Here is a 19,074-nt window from a genome sequence, read left to right on the forward strand (position 1 = left end):
AACTGTTTAATGTGAAATAATATGTTTTTGCATTGATTCGATAATTTGTGCCGTCATGCCCCAGATGAAATGCTGTCTATATGGGATAGCAAATACACGATGACTGCTTCTTTTTAGGTCAAATTTGGTGCTATACAATTTTTTGGGGTTCAGAATATGGTTGGCTGGAACCTCAAAAACTGACTCTACTTCATTTGGGTCAATATGCGTTTTATATTCCGGAGAAACAAAAGCCAAAAAAGGTGTCACATTAAACTGACTAATCGTTGGTAGTGTAGGCAGTTGACCAAACACATGAATATGCTCATCTTCTATCCCAACTTCTTCTTTGGTTTCTCTTAAAGCGGTATTCACGAGCTGAATATCTTCCTGCTCATATTTGCCACCGGGAAAGCTGATTTGTCCCGGATGATGGCGTAAGTGGGCTGCGCGCTTAGTCAGAATGACTTGTAACCCGTCATCACGTTCCACAAAACCGATTAAGACTGCCGCATCTCTCAGGGACTTTTCTTTCATCCATTTCAGTCGTGCAAGGGACTCTTTGTGGTAGCCCGTTGGAAGCCGAAATTGAAAGTTCTGTAGTAAATGAGTTTTGTCGATAACCAAACTGGGTCCTTATTTGTCGTGCCTAACCATTATTTATTATACTCAAAGACGGCAAAGCGTATGGCGTTATCGTTACTGGTTACCAAATAAAGCATTCGCATTAAAACACTCGCCAGCACTTTCCCTCTTTGTGTTGTGTGTCTCACTCTGCTTGAACATATTAATTTGAAACTTATAAGGTTATACACCATTCTTTATTTTAGGACGTCACTATAGGGCAAGCATTGACCAATGAAAGGGATTATTTTCACCGAGTTCATGGAGTTAGTGGAAGAGAAATTCGGTCTTGATGTGTTAGACCAAGTTCTCGATCTTTCTAACGATGAAGGTGTTTACACCGCTGTTGGTAGTTACGATCACAAAGACTTGGTTAAGTTGATCGTGAATCTCAGTAAAGTATCTGGTGTTCCCCCCGAGCAACTGCAAGAAGTGTTTGGAGAGTGCGTCTTTTTGAATTTACTTCGCTCCATTCCTAGTCACGCCAGTTTGCAACAGTGTGAAACGACGTTTCAATTTGTTCGCCATGTTGAAGACTTTATTCATGTCGAAGTTAAGAAGCTCTATCCTGATGCTAACCCTCCGCAATTTGATTTCATTAGTGAAAACCAATCCCAATTGGTATTTGACTACCACAGCGCAAGATGTATGTCTCACGTATGCTTAGGATTGATAAAAGGCTGTGCTGCACATTTTGGTGAGGTAGTTCATATCAAACATCAAAACCAGTCAGAAGATGGCAGCAAAGTACGTTTTTGGTTAGAGGCTCAATAAGAACAATATGACGGGAAGTTCCTCATTAGAAAGGAAACTCAAACGAGAAGTTGCATCAAGAAAAGCAGCTGAGCAGCTGTTGGAACAGAAAAGCTTAGAGTTATATGAATCCAACCAGCAACTCAGTGTTGCATTGAAAAAGCTAGAGCTGAAATCTAAAAAGGATCTGCGTAAGTTTGAGTTTGAAGAGCAAATTGATGCGACGTTGATTAAGTTCGGTCGTACTTTTTTATCGAGCACGTTCGATGAAGCAATGATAGCGAGCTTTATTGAGCAGCTCACTTCTAACTCGATCATTTCTGCGGCTTACTTGTTTCTTGACGCTACAAAGCTGAGCTCATTACGTCGTCATCACTTTGGTCACTTACAGCTTCGTCATAACAACGAGATTTTCACCACTCCTAATTGGCAGGGAGAGAATTTGCATTTGCCAGTTATCATTGATGGGGAAACGGTTGGGGAGTTGATTTTCTCTGTGTTGCAAGATCAAATCGATCAGTCTTTTATTTCCAAACAGATGGAGCTCGTGTCTGACTTAGTTCATGGTGTTATTGGTCGACACTTAAGTTTAGAGCGAGAGGTCGAGCTGAGAAAGCGGGCTGAGGAATCAGAAAAAGCGACGAAGGAGTTTGTCGCCATGATTAACCATGAGCTGCGAACTCCTCTCAATGGCGTATTGGGTAGTGCGGAGTTATTGAGTCGAACCCAATTAGAAGAAGAGCAGCGTCAATACTTGAGCAATTTGACTCAATCAGGGGACTTATTGAGAGTTATCATTAATGATCTTCTTGATTTCAGTAAGATGAATGCCGGTATGATGGAAATCATACATAAAGTTTTTGCCTGGGAGGAGCTTGAAAAAGCCATCATGGGTGTATTTGCAGCTAAGGCTGCGGAAAAACGCATCCATTTCTCTATCGACAAAAAGCTGGGGATCCCTGAATTTTTAGTCGGTGACTTAGAGCGCATTACACAAATTTTGGTTAACTTGGTGGGAAACGCGATTAAGTTTACTCACTTGGGTGGTGTCGTGTTACGTGTGGAATGGCTTAACGGCACGGCTTATTTTGAGGTTGAAGACACTGGTATTGGCATCCCAATAAAAGCACAGCCGTCACTCTTTGACCCATTTGTCCAAGTTGATCGCTCGGCGAAACGCAGCTTTGAAGGCTCAGGTTTAGGTCTCGCGATTTGTAAAAACCTCGTGGATTTGATGCAAGGTCAAATTAGCTTTGAGAGTGAAGAGCGCAAAGGCACAACTTTTAAAGTTGCTATTCCTCTTGAGGAAGGGCAAGCACAAGGCACAGCAGAGGGGGAATTGGTCACCATAGAGCGAAGCGATTTAGCAGGACGCTCAATATTAGTGGTTGATGACATCAGAATGAATCAAGTCATTGTTACTCAAATGCTGAAAAAACTCGACATTACACCTGATTTAAAAGCCAACGGCAAAGAAGCATTAGAAGCGGTGAAAAGTAAAGACTACGAACTGATATTCATGGACTGCCGAATGCCAGAAATGGATGGTTATGAGGCGACGATGTATCTGAGAGAGCGTGGCTTTACTCATCCTATTATTGCATTAACCGCTGGCACTACCATCGAAGAGCGTCAAAAGTGCATTGATTCAGGCATGGACGACATCCTCACTAAGCCGTACACCGCAACCGATATCGAACAGATTATGTGTAAGTGGCTTGAGCAGTAGACGCTGCCTCTTAAAAAGTATGTTTGTTGGCCAACGGCTAAAAGCTAAAGTACATGCAAATAAAACACACAAAAAAACGCACCACACTGGATAATGCCGATCATTTAACGATGTTTTTTGGGTCATTCTAGCGAGCCTTGGCGAGACTGAGAATCTAGTAGCAGCACGATGAGCGGGTAATGAAACAAATTTGACCACAAAGTGCTCGAATAGAAGAACCTGTATCACGCTCCTTCGTCGCTGTGCAGGGTGATGAGATACAGAAATATGCCACTCGCTGTTAAACGAGCGGCATTATCCGTTCTGGAGGCGGATTGTTTTCGTCAATAGCATTAAAGCGGCGTTGTGTGCTGTTGAAACCTACGATTGCAGCGCTGGCAAAATCTTTGAAAGCTTATCCAACGTTTCTTGATACTCAGAGGCGCAATCGCTATCTGCCACGACGCCGCCGCCAGCCCAAGCGTAAAGTTTGTTTTTTTCCGCTACAAGAGTTCGGATAGTAATGCTGGTGTCCATACGACCATGGCGTGAAATGTAGCCAATACTGCCGCAATACGCGCTGCGTCGATGCGGCTCCAGTTCTTCAATGATCTGCATTGCGCGAACTTTAGGTGCTCCCGTAATTGAACCGCCTGGAAAACACGCTCGCAGCAAATCCGCAGGAGCGTATTGTTCATCCAAACTTGCACGAATGGTGCTCACCAAATGATGCACGGCAGGGAAGCTTTCAATATCGAACAACTTTGGCACGTGAACGCTACCCGGTGATGCAACCCGACCAATATCATTACGCAGCAAATCGACAATCATCAGGTTTTCTGCCTGATCTTTTTCCGCTGTCTGCAAGTCATGGGCATTAGCATTATCTTGCTTTGGATCTTCGCTGCGTGGGCGAGTACCTTTGATTGGTTTTGTTTCAATGACGCGATCTTTGAGCTCTAAAAAGCGCTCTGGAGAGATACTCAAAATCGAAGACTCAGGCATACGGATAAACGCTGAGAATGGCGCTTGGTTGGCGGACTCCAATTTCAGATACGCTTGCCACTCACTGCCTTGATACGGCGCGTTAAAGCGCTGCGCCAAATTGATCTGATAACAGTCACCGCTCAACAAGTATTCTTGCACCTGGTCAAAGCGAGTGGCGTAGCTCTCTTTCGTCATGTTTGACTGCCAAGCACCAGACAAAGCGAAGTCAACGGTTTGTTCTGCTTTTTGCTCGTTTAACCACTGCCAAGCTTGCTCGATATTCTGACCAACTAAGCATGCTTTTTTTAGCTGGTGGTCAACAACAACGGCCCATTCATACAGACCTACCGCCATATCCGGCGTGTTGAGGTCCTTTTCTGCCACTTCTGGCATCGTTTCTACGCGGCGACCTAAATCGTAACTGAAGTAACCGAGCGCACCGCCGACAAAAGGCAAATCCAATTCTTTATTTAACTCTACGTGAGGAAGCCACTGTTCTTGCAACTGATGAAGCAGCGCAAATGGGTCATCTTGAGTTGAATAGGCATTCGATGGTGTTTCAACTTGTGTGTTGTCGGCAGTGGTTTCTAACGTTGCAATTGGGTTGGCAACCAATACATCGAAGCGGCTATCGATATGCGTTTCTGATGCAGAACGCAGCAACATCGCCCAAGGCTGGTGTTGAATGCGAGAAAAAAGGTGAAGAGCAAACTCTGGTGCGTATTCCAGCGCTTTAAAATCAATGAATTGATTGTCCATGTTGTTCATTTGTGTAATTTGTGACAAAGAGATCGTTCACTGCATGGCATGTCATGGGCAGCAAGAGTATCATATTCCTCTGTATAGCCAAACTCCCTCTATTCATAGGGTTTTGAGATGGTTTATAAGTAGGCAACTTCAGCATTTCGTGTGTCGATATCAGCCGTTCGACAATTGTTTATAAAAAACGAAGCTCAAAAGAGCAATAAGCTCAACAAACACGATTGAAGCCAAGCCAATAATGGAAGCATAACTATAACGAGGCATGTAATGACGGTAATACGCAAGCAGGATGTGATCAGCAGTGTCGCTGATGCGCTACAGTATATTTCTTACTACCACCCGCTAGACTTTGTTCAAGCTCTTGAAAAAGCCTATCACCGCGAAGAGAGCCAAGCCGCTAAAGACGCGATTGCTCAGATCTTAATTAACTCCCGAATGTCCGCAGAAGGTCACCGTCCAATTTGTCAGGATACTGGTATTGTGACGTGTTTCGTCAACATCGGTATGGGCGTGCAATGGGATTCGACCGACATGACGGTTCAGCAGATGGTAGATGAAGGTGTTCGACAAGCGTACACGAACCCTGATAACCCGTTGCGTGCGTCAGTACTTATGGACCCTGCTGGTAAACGTATTAATACCAAAGACAACACGCCTGCCGTCGTACATATCAACATGGTTCCGGGCGATAAAGTTGAAATTCAGATCGCTGCGAAGGGCGGCGGTAGCGAAAACAAAACTAAGATGGTGATGCTAAACCCATCTGACGATATTGCTGAGTGGGTAGAAAAAACGCTACCAACAATGGGGGCGGGCTGGTGTCCTCCTGGCATGCTTGGCATTGGTATCGGCGGTACGGCTGAAAAAGCAGCGGTATTGGCAAAAGAATCTCTAATGGAACACATCGATATTCAAGAGCTTATTGACCGTGGCCCACAAAACGCAGAAGAAGAGCTTCGTTTGGATATCTTCAATCGCGTGAACAAACTTGGTATCGGTGCGCAAGGTCTTGGCGGTTTGACGACTGTTGTCGACGTTAAAATCAAAACTGCGCCAACGCACGCGGCTTCTAAGCCTGTTTGTTTGATCCCGAACTGTGCGGCGACTCGTCACGTACACTTCACGCTTGATGGTAGCGGCCCAGCAGAGCTAATACCACCTAAACTAGAAGATTGGCCAGACATTACTTGGGAAGCGGGCGAAAATACGCGTCGCGTAAACTTAGACACAATTACTAAAGAAGAAGTACAAGAGTGGAAGACAGGCGAAACGGTTCTTCTATCAGGTAAAATTCTGACTGGTCGTGATGCTGCGCATAAACGTATTCAAGGCATGCTAGATAATGGCGAAGGTCTACCTGAAGGCGTAGATCTAAACGGTAAGTTTATTTACTACGTAGGCCCTGTCGATGCAGTTGGTGATGAAGTCGTTGGTCCTGCTGGCCCAACAACATCAACGCGTATGGATAAATTCACCGATATGATGCTAGAAAAAACAGGCATCATGGGCATGATCGGTAAAGCTGAGCGTGGCCCTGCAACGGTTGAATCTATCAAGAATCACAAAGCGGTTTACCTAATGGCTGTCGGTGGCGCTGCGTACTTGGTGGCGAAAGCGATCAAGAAAGCTCGCGTTGTCGCATTTGAAGATTTAGGTATGGAAGCGATTTACGAATTTGAAGTTGAAGATATGCCAGTAACAGTGGCTGTCGACTCAAATGGTGTTAACGCGCACCAAATCGGTCCAGACACTTGGAAAGTGAAAATTCAAGAGATGGAAGCATAAGGCAAAGGGCAATCTTGCTGCGTCTCAGTAGAGAGAATGTGACAAGGTGCTGATTTACCTAGCAAACAATTGACAAAAGTGCAGCGAAACCTGCACTTTTTGTCTATATAATTAAGGATATAAACCTTTAGGCATAGCAATCAAACGTTATGCGAACAATAATTAGGAGACGGCATGCCTCGTTTTATTCAGATTCTACAAATTATTCTTGCTGTAGTGATAGGTGGCTTTGTTGGCTATGACTTGATTCTTCACGGTATCAGCATCTTTGATGAAAAGTACGTAACCATCACATGTGTGTTGTGGTTGATTTTGGAAATCGCTCTATTTGTTATCTATAAGTTGATCGAAAACGACTAGGCTTAAAGAAAGCGGGTTCCTGTTTAACATAGTAATCAGCGCATATAGAGTTACTAATGCTGTAGATTAAGTAAGCCTCTGAACCACTCAGGGGCTTTTCTTTTTTTAATACAGCATCAAGCCGGATGTTTTGTTCATCTTTTATTAAGGTATATAAAGTTAAACTCATAGAATTCGGGATAGAACAGTATTCATAGATCGAAATTCGAAGTCGCTGACAACGTTGTTTTAAAGTGGAGTAAGATAAAGAAGCGTAATGAAGAGAATAAAGAAAGAAGTTAATGACTTTATCAACAGAGGTATGGACTCTAATGTTCGAATTGCTGTCACCGGACTTTCTCGTGCCGGTAAGACGGCATTCATCACGTCATTAGTGAATCAGCTTCTTCATACTGCAACCCATGACAATTTGCCTCTTTTGACTGCGGCTAGAGATAAGCGCCTTATTGGGGCGAAGCGTGAGCCTCAATCGAATATGATGGTGCCACGCTTTGCTTACGATGAGGCGATGAGCCAAATTCATGCCACTCCACCTCAGTGGCCAGTTCCGACACGTGATGTGAGTGAGATTCGCTTAGCGCTCAAGTACAAACCAAATAAAACTACGAAAAAGCTGTTGAGTAAAACCGCAATTTTAAATGTTGATATTATCGACTATCCAGGAGAGTGGTTGCTCGACCTGCCTTTATTGGACATGGACTTTGCAACGTGGTCGCAAACTCAGTTTGATGCACTTAAAGGCCAGCGTGGCGATTTAGCCAAAGCTTGGCTTTCTGAACTGGAGAAAGTGGATCTCTTTGCAGAAGTGAATGAGAAACTACTTGAGAAAGTTGCACACACATACACAGAGTACCTTCATTCTTGTAAAGACTCTGGCCTTCATTGGGTTCAGCCTGGCCGCTTTGTATTACCTGGTGAGCTAGCAGGCGCGCCGGTGCTACAGTTTTTTCCGTGTCGTGCTGATTCGGAAAGCAAAGCGCCCAAGGGCAGTAACTTAGCGATGCTAGAAGCCCGTTTTCAGGAATACCAACAGAAAGTAGTGAAAGCGTTTTATAAGCATCATTTTGCGACCTTCGATCGCCAGATTGTACTGGTGGATTGTTTGCAGCCTCTCAATGCCGGTGATGAAGCGTTTTACGACATGCGCCAAGCGCTAGAACAGATCATGCATAGCTTCCGCTATGGTCGTAGTAGCTTTTTGCGTCGTTTGTTCTCACCAAAAATCGACAAAGTGTTGTTTGCTGCTACAAAAGCGGATCATATCACGCCCGATCAGCACCCAAATTTGGTGTCTCTGCTCCAACAAATGGTGCATCCAGCATGGCAAACGGCAGCCTACGAGAATATTGAGATGAGCTGCATGAGTATCGCTTCCATCCAAGCAACCACGACGGGGTTTATTTCCTCTGGAGATAAGACCATCCCGGCGTTACAAGGAACAACATTGGGTGGTGAGCCGATGACTATGTTTCCCGGAGAGGTGCCGAAAAAGCTACCAAATGCAGCTTATTGGCAAAACAACGGGTTTGATTTTACGTCGTTTCGTCCGATTTCCTCACCGAATGATGAGCCAGTGAAGCACATACGCTTAGACAAAGCACTGGATTACCTGATTGGAGATAAATTGAAATGAGTGAGTTGAAGCAAAAACAAGTTTTCTCTGAAAAAGTAATGGAAAAAGATCAGCAATCGAATCAACCGGAGTTGACGGCGCAGCAAACATTCGGCGAAAAAGAAACATTTGTACCTGTTGAAGTTAAAGAAGCGCACCAAGAGACCGAACAGGAATTGCAACTCGAGCATGTCATTCGTCCAAAATCGGGCAGAAAATGGCTCGCGACTGGCGCATTTGCAACTTTTGCTGGTTTGGTTGGCTGGCAAGCGGTGGACTCGGTTATAACCGCAATTCAGGCTTCTGATTGGCTGGCCTTAAGCTGGACGGGGTTTATTGCTGCGATCGCTTCGCTTGGTTTAGGAGCTATGGGTAAAGAGCTTTGGAAACTGCGAAAACTACGAAATCATTTTAGTGTTCAAGAAGAAGCAGAAGCACTTGTTAATAGTGAGAGCGTTGGGAAAGGGAAAGCCTTTTGCGAAACCGTAGCAGAACAAAGTGGTGTGATGGCAGAGAATCCGGGCTTTGATCGTTGGCAGAACAGTATTAACCCTGCTCATAGTGACGCTGAAATTCTTGATATGTATGACTCGATGGTGGTGAGCCAACAAGACAAGTTGGCAACGAAAATCGTATCACAGCACGCAACCGAGTGTGCGGCCCTAGTCGCCGTGAGCCCTCTGGCTGCCGCTGATATGTTGCTGGTGGCGTGGCGAAATTTCAAAATGATCGACAACCTCTCCAAAGTATATGGGGTAGAGCTAGGTTATGCCTCTCGCATCAAGTTACTAAGAGCGGTATTTGTCAATATGGCGGCGGCTGGAGCCAGTGAGCTCGCTATTGATGCCAGTATGGATTTGATGTCGATGGATCTTGCTGGCAAAGTTTCTGCTCGTGCAGGGCAGGGACTAGGTGTTGGTATTCTAACGGCACGTTTGGGCTTGAAAGCGATGACCTTATTGCGTCCACTACCCTGGTATCCTGACCGTCAGGTTAAGTTGGGCACCATACGCAAGGCAGTGGCGGCGAAAGTTGCATCAATTACGATGAAACCGTAACGAATATCAACTTTGATGGATAGGATTGCTTGACGCCATTCCAAGCATGATAGAAACTACTGTCAACTTTTCCTGACAGTTGTGAATTGGGATATTTTAAGTGCGTCTTGAAGTCTTATGTGAAGATCGACTCGGCTTGACCCGAGAACTGCTCGATATTTTAGCGTCTAAAAGCATCGACTTGCGTGGTATCGAAATCGATATTAGCGGTATTATCTATTTGAATTGCCCGGATATTGATTTTGATACGTTTAGTGAGCTGATGGCTGAAATCCGCCGTATTCCGGGGGTGAAAGACGTACGTAAAATCCAGTTTATGCCGATGGAGCGCCACAATACGGAGCTGCTCTCGTTAGTTGATAACTTGCCCGATCCGGTTTTTGCCATTGATCTTAAAGGTGCCGTAGACATGGCAAACATGTCTGCACTTTCATTGCTTGGCCTTCACAAGCAAGAAGTGATTGGTACTCAAATCGGTGCTTTGTTACCAAGTGTTCGTTTCTCTCGTTGGTCTGAAGGTGTTAATGGTCGAACGCGGGAAAACCTTGTGATTGATGGCTTGGACTATGTTCTAGAGTTGATGCCCGTTTATATCCGAGACGAAGCGCAAAACTCGACTCTAGCGAGTACTCTAATGACGATTCGCTCTAGTCAGCAAGTTGCCAGAATTGAAGAAGCACTACCGCTGCATAATCCTCTGGGTTTTGAGCACTTTGTTGGTATATCGAACCGTCATAAAGCACTAATGAACCAAGCTAAGAAGCTGTCTGTGCTTGACCAACCATTGTTGATTGAGGGCGAAACGGGGACTGGTAAAGAAATGCTTGCTAAAGCTTGCCACAGCCGTTCTAGCCGCGCGAGCAAGCCATTCCTAGTTTTGAGTTGTGCTTCTATGCCTGACGATGTAGCAGAAACCGAACTTTTTGGTCATGCGCCGGGTTCATTCAATCATGAACAAGGCCACAAAGGCATCTTTGAGCAAGCAAATGGCGGCACGGTATTTCTTGATGAAATCGGTGAAATGAGTTCGCACCTTCAAATCAAGCTGTTACGTTTTCTACAGGATGGTAATTTCCGTCGTGTCGGTGCAGAAGATGAGATGCATGTCGATGTTCGTATCATCGCTTCAACAAAACATAACCTTGCCGAGCTTTCTGAAGCAGGAATGTTCCGTGAAGATTTGTATTATCGTCTCAACGTACTTACGCTCAGCATTCCTCCGTTACGTAAGCGCTCAAACGACGTTGCACCATTGCTTGAGTTGTTTGTGGCGAAACATGCTCAACAGCTTGGGATTGATAAGCCAGAGTTTGATGATGGTCTAGTTGATGCCCTTGCAAATTATCAGTGGCCAGGAAACATGCGCCAGCTGGATAACATGGTTCTTCGAGCGCTCACGGAAATGGATGGTGATATACTAAACGCGGATCACTTCAATTTACCTCAGCCTCAGTCAGTCGGCGCTGGTAGTGCAACGCTTAACATCGACGGTTCTTTGGATGAGATCATGCGTGATTATGAATCTCAAGTTCTGGAACGTTTGTATCAGTCATTCCCATCAAGCCGCAAGCTTGCTAAGCGCTTGAATGTATCGCATACCTCAATCGCTAATAAACTGCGTGATTACGGTATACGTAAGAATTAATCGAATTGAACGAAAAGACGGAACTAATCATTTGTAATGGAAGATAACAGCTCATCTATCGCCGTTCATAAGTTGGACGGTGACTTGCTTCTTCGTACCGCTGAAATCGGTGACGCAGATATGATTGCCGAATATTTTCAAGCCAACCGAGAATACCTGAAACCGTTTGAACCGAAACGTGAAGAGGCTTTTTTCTCAGTGAACGGTTGGTTGCAAAAGCTTATCAAGCTCAATGAGCTGCATCGAATGGGATTGGGGTATTATTGCCTTTTAGTCAGAGCCTCTTCGGGTGAAATGCTAGGTACGATATCCTTTAGTAGTTTGAGTCGTTTTCCTTTTTATTCTTGTAACGTCGGATATTCTCTCGCTGAAAAAGCGCAAGGGCATGGTTATATGCGTCGTGGATTAACCATGGCTTGCGACTACATGTTTAACGTTCAGAAACTGCATCGTATTCAAGCTGGCTACATGCCTCACAATAAACGTAGTGAAGCTGTGCTAGAGCATGTAGGTTTCAACCGAGAAGGGTATGCAAAAGATTACCTTTTGATTAATGGTGAGTGGCAAGACCACGTTCTAACGTCGCTTATTAATCCGAATTGGCAGCCAGAAGGGCGATAGTATGGAACGATTGGAAAAGCAGTTAGCACTTGTAATCGAGCTCGATAAACTCAAAAGCATTTTGCGCCGAACTCGAGTTAAAAGTGCTGAAGGGCGCCTCGAAAATAGTGGTGAGCATAGTTGGCATGTCGCACTGATGGCAATATTGATGGAAGAGCATGCGAATGCACCTGTTGATATTTGCCGAGTGATGAAAATGTTATTGATACATGACGTAGTAGAGATCGACGCGGGCGATACCTTTGTTTATGATACTGCTGCGTCTCAAGAGCAAGCAGAAAAAGAAATTAGAGCTGCAGAGCGCTTGTTTGGTATGTTACCCAGCGATCAGGAGCAAGAGCTATTGGCGCTTTGGCATGAATTTGAAGCCGCGCAGACCGATGATGCTAAGTATGCAAAAGCACTCGATCGGTTAATTCCAATGCTCTTGAACTACCATAATAATGGTCAGAGTTGGAAGGAACATGGTGTCTCACGCGAACAAGCACTTACCATTAATAAACGAATTGAATTTGGCTCTGTTACCTTATGGGACAAAGCGAAAGAGTTGATTGAAGAAGCCACAGAGAAAGGTTGGCTGAAATCGTAATAAAGGAGACTGAATGTCTTATTTGCCTTTGGACGAATACCAAAGAAAATGGATTTTTACGCATCAGTCGATGCCTGTGCCAGAAGAAGATTTGGCTTTTATTAAGCCGATGAGCCAAGCCCGCTCAGCACAATTTTGGAAAGAAAATATCAGTGCTCAAAGCCCTGATATGGATAGACTAAGTTCCCAAGACTGGCCAATGAACGAGGCGAATTGGTCTGAAACTGTGGATTGGATGGCTGCGTGGGAGTCGGATGATCCTGACATGCCAGCGGAAGCTGAGGCACATATCGATTGGCAAGACGATGTAACCGTTTACTTTTGCTACGAGAAGTACAATGTCATCGAAACGAAATGGTCTATTTTTAAAAAGCACTGGAAGAACTTTCTCTTTTATGACGATGGTCCGATACTAATAGGACGTCGCCGTTCGCAAGCACTTTGGTTTGATTCAAAAGGCAATGTGAAACTCGGTGTTCGTCAATAACGAGTTGTAAAGCAAAGCCACCTTTCGAGGTGGCTTTGTTTTTCTAAAGGCTGGATAATGGACTCAACACACCGCCAGCCCCGCGCTCGATAACGTGAGTATAGATTTGCGTGGTTTTTACATCAGTATGCCCTAATTGTTCCTGAACAGTTCTAATGTCTGCGCCAGATTCCAATAAATGCGTGGCAAAACTGTGTCTTAGTGTGTGGCAAGTTACAGTTTTCTCAATGCTTGCGTCGCTTGCCGCGCGCTTTACCGCTCTTTGTATTGCGCTTTCATTGATATGATGCCTTCTGAGTTCACCAGTGTCTCGATCTGCGCTTAACTTTGTTGATGGAAACAAAAAGTGCCAGTTAAAATCTAGCTCCGCTTTTGGGTATTTACGTCGTAAACCTTCAGAGATATATACGCCCGCATAACCAGGCATGTGCCTATCTTTAAAGTAGTAGTTTCTTGCTAAATTAACTTGAGCTTTGAGTGGTTCATGTAGTTCTTTGGCTAATGTGACTGTACGATTTTTACCTCCTTTTCCTTGCCAAACGCGAACTGCACCATAATCATAATCGATGTCTTGAACTCTTAAGCGTAAACATTCCATAACTCGAAGCCCGGAGCCGTAAAGTAGCTGAATATGGAGTCTATACCTCGGGTCGATATGCTGAACGAATCTTCGGATCTCCTCCCTGGTTAACACAACGGGAAGTTTCTTTTCGGTCAAGGATTTCTGAAATCTCATATCAAGTGATAGTGGGGTTTTAAAATAATCACGATATAAAAATGATATTGAGTTCAGCGCCAAAGCTTGCGTTTTTACCGCAACTTTTTCTTCTACCGCTAAGTAACTCAGAAATTGAATGACATCATCTTCTGCTAGTGTTGATGGGTGGGCGAGCTGGTGAAAAGTGATAAAACGTTTTATCCAAAATAGATAACTTTCGATAGTTTTATTCGCATAATGACGAGTAAGCATGTGCTCTTTTACACTAAGTAAAAACTGACTTTTCATGATAAATTAACCTGTTTATTTATACAGCTCCGTTAATGTATCACCACTTTTGAAATTAGCGTGCTGTGCGCCGCCTAATTGCGCGCGCCACCACACATATTCATACTGTTTTTCTATTTGTTTCATGCATATAAGTGCTACGATTGATAGCGCTTTTGATAAGAAAGAAGGCGGTAGCCTGCCAGAAAAACGGCAAATCGCCGTATAGAAAGCGTTAGTTGCAAAGGGCAAAATATGACGATTGAGCAGCTTGATAAAGTAGATGTTATTGCACATGACAATGAAAAAGTAATTTTGGTTATATCCGATCATTTAGAGTGGGATGATCAAAATGAAAAGCTATTACTGCTGCAAGACAAATTAAATCTGTATTTATCATTTATTGAATCTGGAGAAATATTTGAACAATACCCAATAGCAAAGGGCAAGCTTTTTGAAATTAGGATTGTTTCAAAGTATCAGCCAAACCGCGAAGCTGAAAAATTCGTTTCATTGGTTTCAGAAGTAGTAAGTGATGCAGGTTTTAGTCTTACGCACGAGTTGGGGACTTACAACTAACAAGGCGTTCAAGGCGGATTCACAACGCTTGGCGATTTCAATTCAAGTCAGGTTAAGTGTCTAAGATGCAATGGTTTAGGTTTGGCGACTGGCGTTGTTCACCACTTAACGCGGCGTTAGGCATCAAGGAGGATGAATGAATCGTCGAGAGAACAAGTGCCTCATAGCATCTTCAGCGTGTTGCTTTTTGGCAGCATTAGCTCATTTGGGATGTATTGTGTTTGGAGCTGACTGGTATCGAATGTTTGGGGCCGGAGAAGCGATGGCACAAATGGCGGAGCAAGGGCTTTGGTACCCTAAACTGGTCACGCTCACAATAGCAACAATTTTGTGTTTTTGGGGTATTTTTGCGTTAGCTGGGGCGGGCGTAATAAAGAAACCTCCATTTACGCGTTCCATTTTAGTAGTGATAACAAGTGTTTTTCTCCTCAGAGCATTTTCGTTCCCAGTACTAATGCCAAGCTTTCCAGATAATACCTTAACTTTTTGGCTGATAAGTTCAGGTATCTGTTTGTTAATAGGTAGTTTGTTTGCAGTGGGTACAAAGCAAGAGTGGTCTAGGCTCACTCAGGCAGATGCCTAACAAACTGCTCAAGAGGGATTCGCAACGCGTGGCATTTTTACTATGCGTGGGTTTAAGTGATTAAGGTGGCATGCGGCGGTTTTGGTATTGCGTTGCTCACCCCTTAGCAGGGCGTTATGTTTTCGGAGGGAATATGAGCAGCTATAAGAAGCTATTTGAGTGTGTGAGACCTGACTTTATTTGTAGTCTCACAGCGACTCGGACCGAAGAACAAGGAGTTCTGAAGCTTAATCTTCGAAGTGAAAACGAAAATGTTGAACTCTATGGGTTTGAAGATTTGGCTGATTCAGTTAGTGATTTATTATCGTCTGAACGTATAACAATCTCAGAAGAACTAGGTACTTATAAAGAGTTTGGCACAATACGAATTGAGTGTTGGGTAAACGAAAGTTACTCAGAGTATTGGTGTGATCGCGCGAATGTAGAACAAACATAACAAATTGCTTAAGAGCGATTCGCAACGCGTGGCATTTTTACCATGCGTCGGTTTTTGTGTTTAAGGTGGTCTGCAGAGGCTTGGGCATTGCGTTGCTCACACCTTAGCAAGGCGTTATGTGTCAATGGGTTTCTAAACAGAGTGAGAAAGATAAAAATGCAGTTTATTTGGGAAGTCTCGGACGTAGAAATAGATACCTTGTTACCTCAGTGGAAATGGTTGCTTAATCCTACAGGGAAACCTTTGTATCTAACCATCATGGGTGACTGGCTATTTGGTGAAGTGGATGGCTCAATTTCATTGTTATCGGTTTTAGATGGTACCTATGAAACAATTGCTTCGGACTTTCATGAGTACAATAAAATGAATAAATCACAAGATTGGTGTGATAATGTCTTTTTAACTAGTTGGTATGACTTGGCGCTCGAACACGAGCTACAACCAAAACAAGACGAATGCTTAGGTTGGGATCTGCATCCAATTATTGGTGGTGAGTTTTGTATGGAAAATTTGCAAGTATTTACTATGAAAGTATATCAATCACTAATGTCTCAGTTGCATTTTCAACTTCAGCACGCAAACACATAACAAACTGTTTAAGAGTGATTCGCAACGCGTGGCATTTTTGCTATGCGTTGCGTCTAATGTTTAAGGTGGCATGCGGGAGCATCGGTATTGCGTTGCTCACACCTTAACAGGGCGTTATGTTTATCCTCACACTTATGATGTTTATTATGAGTGCTCAGGCTGCTGTTCTATATAATGGTAGCTTTATTTCAGTCGGATTTAATCATCATGAAAAAACTCTCTATTATTGCTTTAGTGCTTCTGTCGTGCAGTGTTTCAGCTAACAATTTAAAAGATACTGTTCCTGAAGCTAAAACTAAATTAGAGCAATTCAGCGCTAAAACAGGTGTCGTTCTCGTTCGTGGTTTCCAAAAAATCGGAACAGCAAATGGCTTGTACAACACCCTTGTTAACGTAGAAAGTAAAGAATTTACTAATGTTACTAGTGGTCAGAAAGAGTACGGTATTACTATCGAAGCTTTCAAAGAAGATGGCCGTTACGATAAAAAGCATACAACTTATATCGACTTCGATGAAATTGATTCTTTGATAGCTGGTATTGATTACATTTCAAAAATCAAACCAGATGTAACAAAGTTTGAAGATTTCCAAGCTGACTACTCGACTAAAGGTGATCTGAAAATTTCCACATTTAGTTCTGGTGGCAAAGTAATGGCGGCAGTTTCAAGCGGTAAAATCGGTGGCGTAGCTGCTTATTATAACCTTGAAGACTTGGCAAAAATTAAAGCTCTAATTGTTAAAGCTAAAGCTAAAATCCAAGAAGTAAAATAAACATAACAAAGCATTTAAGAGTGATTCCCAACGCTTGGCATTTTTCATTCCATCGTTGGGTTTTGTGTTTACGGTGGTACGGTTAGGGTTAGTGGTAGCGTTGCTCACACCTTAATGCGGCGTTAGTTGTTGGAGACAAAATTTGAAACTTGAGAAAATTGGTATATCACTCACTGTGCTGTGGTTTACAGTTATTGTTGCGCTAATTTCTGTAACTTGGCCTGATGCAAAGGCCTTAGAATTAAATGAGTGGGGCGACTTCTTGGCTGGGATTTTTGCCCCAGTGGCGTTTCTTTGGCTACAACTTGCAAAGGCATGAGTTGTCACTTAATACAAAAGCTATAGAGGTACAAGGTCTTGAACTACAACGCCAAGCCGTAGAATTAGAAAAGCAAACAAAATTCCAAGAAATACAAGCTGAATTGGCGGAACAAACAAGTAGTGATCTCCGCAGAAAAAAGCACCTAAAGTCTTTAGGTTTAGGGGAGCATTGGGAAAATAGGAGCTCCCTGGAAAACAACAACTAACAAACAATTTAAGAGTGATTCAGCACGCTTGGCATTTTTGGTTTGGGTTGAGTTTAGTGTTTACGGTGGTCTAGTTAAGTGTCGTGGTCGCGTGCTTCACACCTTAATTGGGCGTTAGTTGCCAACGAGAAAAACGCAACTAAAGCAGAATGTTTAGGGTTAATGTTCGTGTGTTTTTGGCTCGGTTTTCGTATTTCAATTTCTAGTTATTTGGGTTTTTGAAATCGTGCGTTGGTTTCTTGTGTGGTTGGATTTTCTGTTTCAGAAACCGATTTAACTGTTGAAAGTCAGCTTTGTAATATTGTCATTCTCAAATGAGCTTTTTGGTGTTGTTCGCCCGCTTTCTACGGCGCTGTTTGTTCCAAGTGGTTTCAGTGACAGGCGCTTGGAAACTGCGCCTGATTTGAGCCCACCAAAACGCATAAAGCTAGTGTTGGCAAAGCGGCAATTAACTTCAAATCAAAGCTTTAGGTTTGGCAACTAACAAAGCATTCAAGAGGGATTCACAACGCTTGGCAGTTTTGGTTTGAATTGGCTTTAGTGTTTACGGCACAATGGTTTAGGTAGGGTGGTAGCGTTGTTCACCCCTTAATGCGGCGTTAGGCGACATGAGATAAACGATAGAGTAGTGATAGTATCTTGGCGTGAATCTAGCTTCAGTTAATTGAAAAGGAGTGGATTAATGAATGGTAAAGCATTTGATAATTGGCGAAAATCGCGAAAGAAAGGATGTTTAAATTGGCTTTTCAGAACCACTTTCGTCACAGCCATTTTGTACATGATTTTTAATGTTATTTTCCTTTATCCATCTTCTGATGCGGCAAGCATTACGATTTTCTTATCGGATAATGCTCTTAATTACTCAATTTACACGATCGGGATGTTTTTCGCATTTTGGGCTATTTGGCTATACAACGAATCTTCGTATGAGAAAGAAGTTAAACGTAGAAATGTCGCCTAACAAACTGTTCAAGAGGGATTCGCAACGCGTGGCATTTTTACTATGCGTTGGTTTAAGTGATTAAGGTGGTATGCGGCGGCTTCAATATTGCGTTGCTCACCCCTTAACAGGGCGTTATGTCTCTGAGTGAAAAATCATACCTAAATGTGACTTATAAGCTTTTAAATCCAAACTGATATGTAAAAATATCATCGCGTTAACTCTCTTGGAGATAAAAATGATTTTCCCAACTCAATCCGAATTCAACAAACTTAGCGAGACACCTTCAGAGAACGCTTCTGCCGAAACTCATGTTTCAAGAGCAATTTCTAGGGCTCACTACAGGGACAACTCGACATTCAACGTCATGATCGATGGTGAAAAGTTAGAAGAATTTTATAAACAATTTAAGCAGCAGCGTGCTGAAATTAAGGCGCTTAAAGAAACAATAGCTCAGGCTAAGTCACTTCTAGAAAATAGCTAGTTAGAAATGAAGTAAGAGACATAACAATCTGTTCAAGAGGGATTCGCAACGCGTGGCATTTTTACTATGCGTTAGCTTTGGTGGTTAAGGTGGTATGCGGCAGCTTCGGTATTGCGTTGCTCACCCCTTAACAGGGCGTTAGTCGCCAGAAAAAGCTAGCAGTCAAAATCATGTTTCTGACCTAAAAATTTGGCAGTAGTTTGTTTGGTAC

General features: G+C 43.3%; 20 protein-coding genes. 17 read left to right on the top strand and 3 right to left on the bottom strand.

Going from position 1 to position 19,074, the window contains the following annotated elements:
- Positions 1 to 6 precede the first annotated feature (6 nt).
- Positions 7 to 606 (bottom strand): CoA pyrophosphatase, encoded by a 600-nt coding sequence (locus MTF70_RS21705; RefSeq protein ID WP_005376901.1) that lies wholly within the window; start codon positions 604 to 606, stop codon positions 7 to 9.
- A gap of 231 nt (positions 607 to 837) precedes the next feature.
- Here MTF70_RS21705 and MTF70_RS21710 point away from each other — a divergent pair, with 231 nt between their 5' ends.
- Complete coding sequence (locus MTF70_RS21710; protein WP_005388282.1) at positions 838 to 1,377, top strand: heme NO-binding domain-containing protein; 540 nt, start codon at positions 838 to 840, stop codon at positions 1,375 to 1,377.
- A 7-nt stretch (positions 1,378 to 1,384) separates the two neighbouring features.
- The gene (locus tag MTF70_RS21715; protein ID WP_005376903.1) at positions 1,385 to 3,085 is read left to right on the top strand and encodes an ATP-binding protein; all 1,701 of its coding nucleotides are present in this window, start codon (positions 1,385 to 1,387) and stop codon (positions 3,083 to 3,085) included.
- 360 nt (positions 3,086 to 3,445) lie between these two features.
- On the opposite strand, the gene pabB is transcribed toward MTF70_RS21715, so the two are convergent.
- Entirely contained in the window at positions 3,446 to 4,810 is a 1,365-nt protein-coding gene (pabB, locus tag MTF70_RS21720) for an aminodeoxychorismate synthase component 1 (protein ID WP_205461190.1), read from the bottom strand.
- A 270-nt stretch (positions 4,811 to 5,080) separates the two neighbouring features.
- Between pabB and MTF70_RS21725 the strand changes: the two genes are divergently transcribed.
- The 8 genes from MTF70_RS21725 (at position 5,081) to MTF70_RS21760 (ending at position 12,970) form a co-directional block, all read left to right on the top strand.
- Positions 5,081 to 6,598, top strand: a complete 1,518-nt coding sequence (locus MTF70_RS21725) for a fumarate hydratase (protein WP_017636098.1) — start codon at positions 5,081 to 5,083, stop codon at positions 6,596 to 6,598.
- Between the two features lie 174 nt (positions 6,599 to 6,772).
- Complete coding sequence (locus MTF70_RS21730; RefSeq protein WP_054866131.1) at positions 6,773 to 6,958, top strand: hypothetical protein; 186 nt, start codon at positions 6,773 to 6,775, stop codon at positions 6,956 to 6,958.
- Between the two features lie 256 nt (positions 6,959 to 7,214).
- Entirely contained in the window at positions 7,215 to 8,591 is a 1,377-nt protein-coding gene (locus tag MTF70_RS21735; RefSeq protein WP_017636097.1) for a YcjX family protein, read from the top strand.
- Entirely contained in the window at positions 8,588 to 9,628 is a 1,041-nt protein-coding gene (locus MTF70_RS21740; protein ID WP_017636096.1) for a TIGR01620 family protein, read from the top strand. Before MTF70_RS21735 ends, MTF70_RS21740 begins: the two co-directional genes overlap by 4 nt.
- Positions 9,629 to 9,728: 100 nt before the next feature.
- Positions 9,729 to 11,273, top strand: coding sequence for a transcriptional regulator TyrR (gene tyrR / locus MTF70_RS21745; RefSeq protein ID WP_017820442.1), 1,545 nt, complete (start codon positions 9,729 to 9,731; stop codon positions 11,271 to 11,273).
- A 36-nt stretch (positions 11,274 to 11,309) separates the two neighbouring features.
- The gene (gene rimJ / locus MTF70_RS21750; RefSeq protein WP_005376916.1) at positions 11,310 to 11,894 is read left to right on the top strand and encodes a ribosomal protein S5-alanine N-acetyltransferase; all 585 of its coding nucleotides are present in this window, start codon (positions 11,310 to 11,312) and stop codon (positions 11,892 to 11,894) included.
- 1 nt (position 11,895) lies between these two features.
- Positions 11,896 to 12,483: an HD domain-containing protein gene (locus tag MTF70_RS21755; RefSeq protein ID WP_005376917.1), complete on the top strand. Its 588-nt coding sequence runs from the start codon at positions 11,896 to 11,898 to the stop codon at positions 12,481 to 12,483.
- Positions 12,484 to 12,496: 13 nt separating this feature from the next.
- The gene (locus tag MTF70_RS21760) at positions 12,497 to 12,970 is read left to right on the top strand and encodes a DUF2947 domain-containing protein (protein ID WP_017636094.1); all 474 of its coding nucleotides are present in this window, start codon (positions 12,497 to 12,499) and stop codon (positions 12,968 to 12,970) included.
- 43 nt (positions 12,971 to 13,013) lie between these two features.
- On the opposite strand, the gene MTF70_RS21765 is transcribed toward MTF70_RS21760, so the two are convergent.
- Entirely contained in the window at positions 13,014 to 13,976 is a 963-nt protein-coding gene (locus MTF70_RS21765; RefSeq protein ID WP_017636093.1) for an integron integrase, read from the bottom strand.
- 234 nt (positions 13,977 to 14,210) lie between these two features.
- On the opposite strand from MTF70_RS21765, the gene MTF70_RS21770 reads away from it, so the two are divergent.
- The 7 genes from MTF70_RS21770 to MTF70_RS21815 all read left to right on the top strand — a co-directional run bounded on the left by MTF70_RS21770 (position 14,211) and on the right by MTF70_RS21815 (position 18,863).
- Positions 14,211 to 14,534, top strand: a complete 324-nt coding sequence (locus tag MTF70_RS21770) for a DUF6572 domain-containing protein (RefSeq protein ID WP_038217934.1) — start codon at positions 14,211 to 14,213, stop codon at positions 14,532 to 14,534.
- Positions 14,535 to 14,721: 187 nt separating this feature from the next.
- On the top strand, positions 14,722 to 15,117 hold the full coding sequence (locus MTF70_RS21775; protein WP_248394423.1) for a hypothetical protein: 396 nt from the start codon (positions 14,722 to 14,724) through the stop codon (positions 15,115 to 15,117).
- A 592-nt stretch (positions 15,118 to 15,709) separates the two neighbouring features.
- Entirely contained in the window at positions 15,710 to 16,141 is a 432-nt protein-coding gene (locus tag MTF70_RS21785; RefSeq protein ID WP_054730760.1) for a T6SS immunity protein Tdi1 domain-containing protein, read from the top strand.
- Between the two features lie 207 nt (positions 16,142 to 16,348).
- Positions 16,349 to 16,912 carry a hypothetical protein gene (locus MTF70_RS21795; protein ID WP_205461653.1) on the top strand — a complete coding sequence of 188 codons (564 nt, stop codon included), beginning with the start codon at positions 16,349 to 16,351 and terminating at the stop codon, positions 16,910 to 16,912.
- 245 nt (positions 16,913 to 17,157) lie between these two features.
- Entirely contained in the window at positions 17,158 to 17,439 is a 282-nt protein-coding gene (locus MTF70_RS21800) for a hypothetical protein (protein ID WP_205461651.1), read from the top strand.
- Positions 17,440 to 18,121: 682 nt separating this feature from the next.
- Positions 18,122 to 18,400, top strand: coding sequence for a hypothetical protein (locus tag MTF70_RS21810; RefSeq protein WP_205461649.1), 279 nt, complete (start codon positions 18,122 to 18,124; stop codon positions 18,398 to 18,400).
- Positions 18,401 to 18,617: 217 nt separating this feature from the next.
- Complete coding sequence (locus tag MTF70_RS21815; RefSeq protein WP_004401144.1) at positions 18,618 to 18,863, top strand: hypothetical protein; 246 nt, start codon at positions 18,618 to 18,620, stop codon at positions 18,861 to 18,863.
- The last annotated feature ends 211 nt before the right edge of the window (positions 18,864 to 19,074 follow it).

Source organism: Vibrio sp. 2CM40D, from assembly GCF_023161825.1.
GTDB classification, from domain to species: Bacteria; Pseudomonadota; Gammaproteobacteria; order Enterobacterales; family Vibrionaceae; genus Vibrio; species Vibrio alginolyticus.

Bases quoted from the DNA above. Each gene is read 5' to 3' on its own strand.
- MTF70_RS21735 (WP_017636097.1), top strand. From the start codon at position 7,215: ATGAAGAGAATAAAGAAAGAAGTTAATGACTTTATCAACAGAGGTATG.
- MTF70_RS21725 (WP_017636098.1), top strand. From the start codon at position 5,081: ATGACGGTAATACGCAAGCAGGATGTGATCAGCAGTGTCGCTGATGCG.
- rimJ (WP_005376916.1), top strand. From the start codon at position 11,310: ATGGAAGATAACAGCTCATCTATCGCCGTTCATAAGTTGGACGGTGAC.
- MTF70_RS21815 (WP_004401144.1), top strand. From the start codon at position 18,618: ATGATTTTCCCAACTCAATCCGAATTCAACAAACTTAGCGAGACACCT.
- MTF70_RS21800 (WP_205461651.1), top strand. From the start codon at position 17,158: ATGAGTGGGGCGACTTCTTGGCTGGGATTTTTGCCCCAGTGGCGTTTC.
- MTF70_RS21710 (WP_005388282.1), top strand. From the start codon at position 838: ATGAAAGGGATTATTTTCACCGAGTTCATGGAGTTAGTGGAAGAGAAA.
- MTF70_RS21765 (WP_017636093.1), bottom strand. From the start codon at position 13,976: ATGAAAAGTCAGTTTTTACTTAGTGTAAAAGAGCACATGCTTACTCGT.
- MTF70_RS21715 (WP_005376903.1), top strand. From the start codon at position 1,385: ATGACGGGAAGTTCCTCATTAGAAAGGAAACTCAAACGAGAAGTTGCA.
- MTF70_RS21770 (WP_038217934.1), top strand. From the start codon at position 14,211: ATGACGATTGAGCAGCTTGATAAAGTAGATGTTATTGCACATGACAAT.
- MTF70_RS21755 (WP_005376917.1), top strand. From the start codon at position 11,896: ATGGAACGATTGGAAAAGCAGTTAGCACTTGTAATCGAGCTCGATAAA.
- pabB (WP_205461190.1), bottom strand. From the start codon at position 4,810: ATGGACAATCAATTCATTGATTTTAAAGCGCTGGAATACGCACCAGAG.
- MTF70_RS21730 (WP_054866131.1), top strand. From the start codon at position 6,773: ATGCCTCGTTTTATTCAGATTCTACAAATTATTCTTGCTGTAGTGATA.
- MTF70_RS21760 (WP_017636094.1), top strand. From the start codon at position 12,497: ATGTCTTATTTGCCTTTGGACGAATACCAAAGAAAATGGATTTTTACG.
- MTF70_RS21740 (WP_017636096.1), top strand. From the start codon at position 8,588: ATGAGTGAGTTGAAGCAAAAACAAGTTTTCTCTGAAAAAGTAATGGAA.
- MTF70_RS21795 (WP_205461653.1), top strand. From the start codon at position 16,349: ATGAAAAAACTCTCTATTATTGCTTTAGTGCTTCTGTCGTGCAGTGTT.
- MTF70_RS21785 (WP_054730760.1), top strand. From the start codon at position 15,710: ATGCAGTTTATTTGGGAAGTCTCGGACGTAGAAATAGATACCTTGTTA.
- MTF70_RS21810 (WP_205461649.1), top strand. From the start codon at position 18,122: ATGAATGGTAAAGCATTTGATAATTGGCGAAAATCGCGAAAGAAAGGA.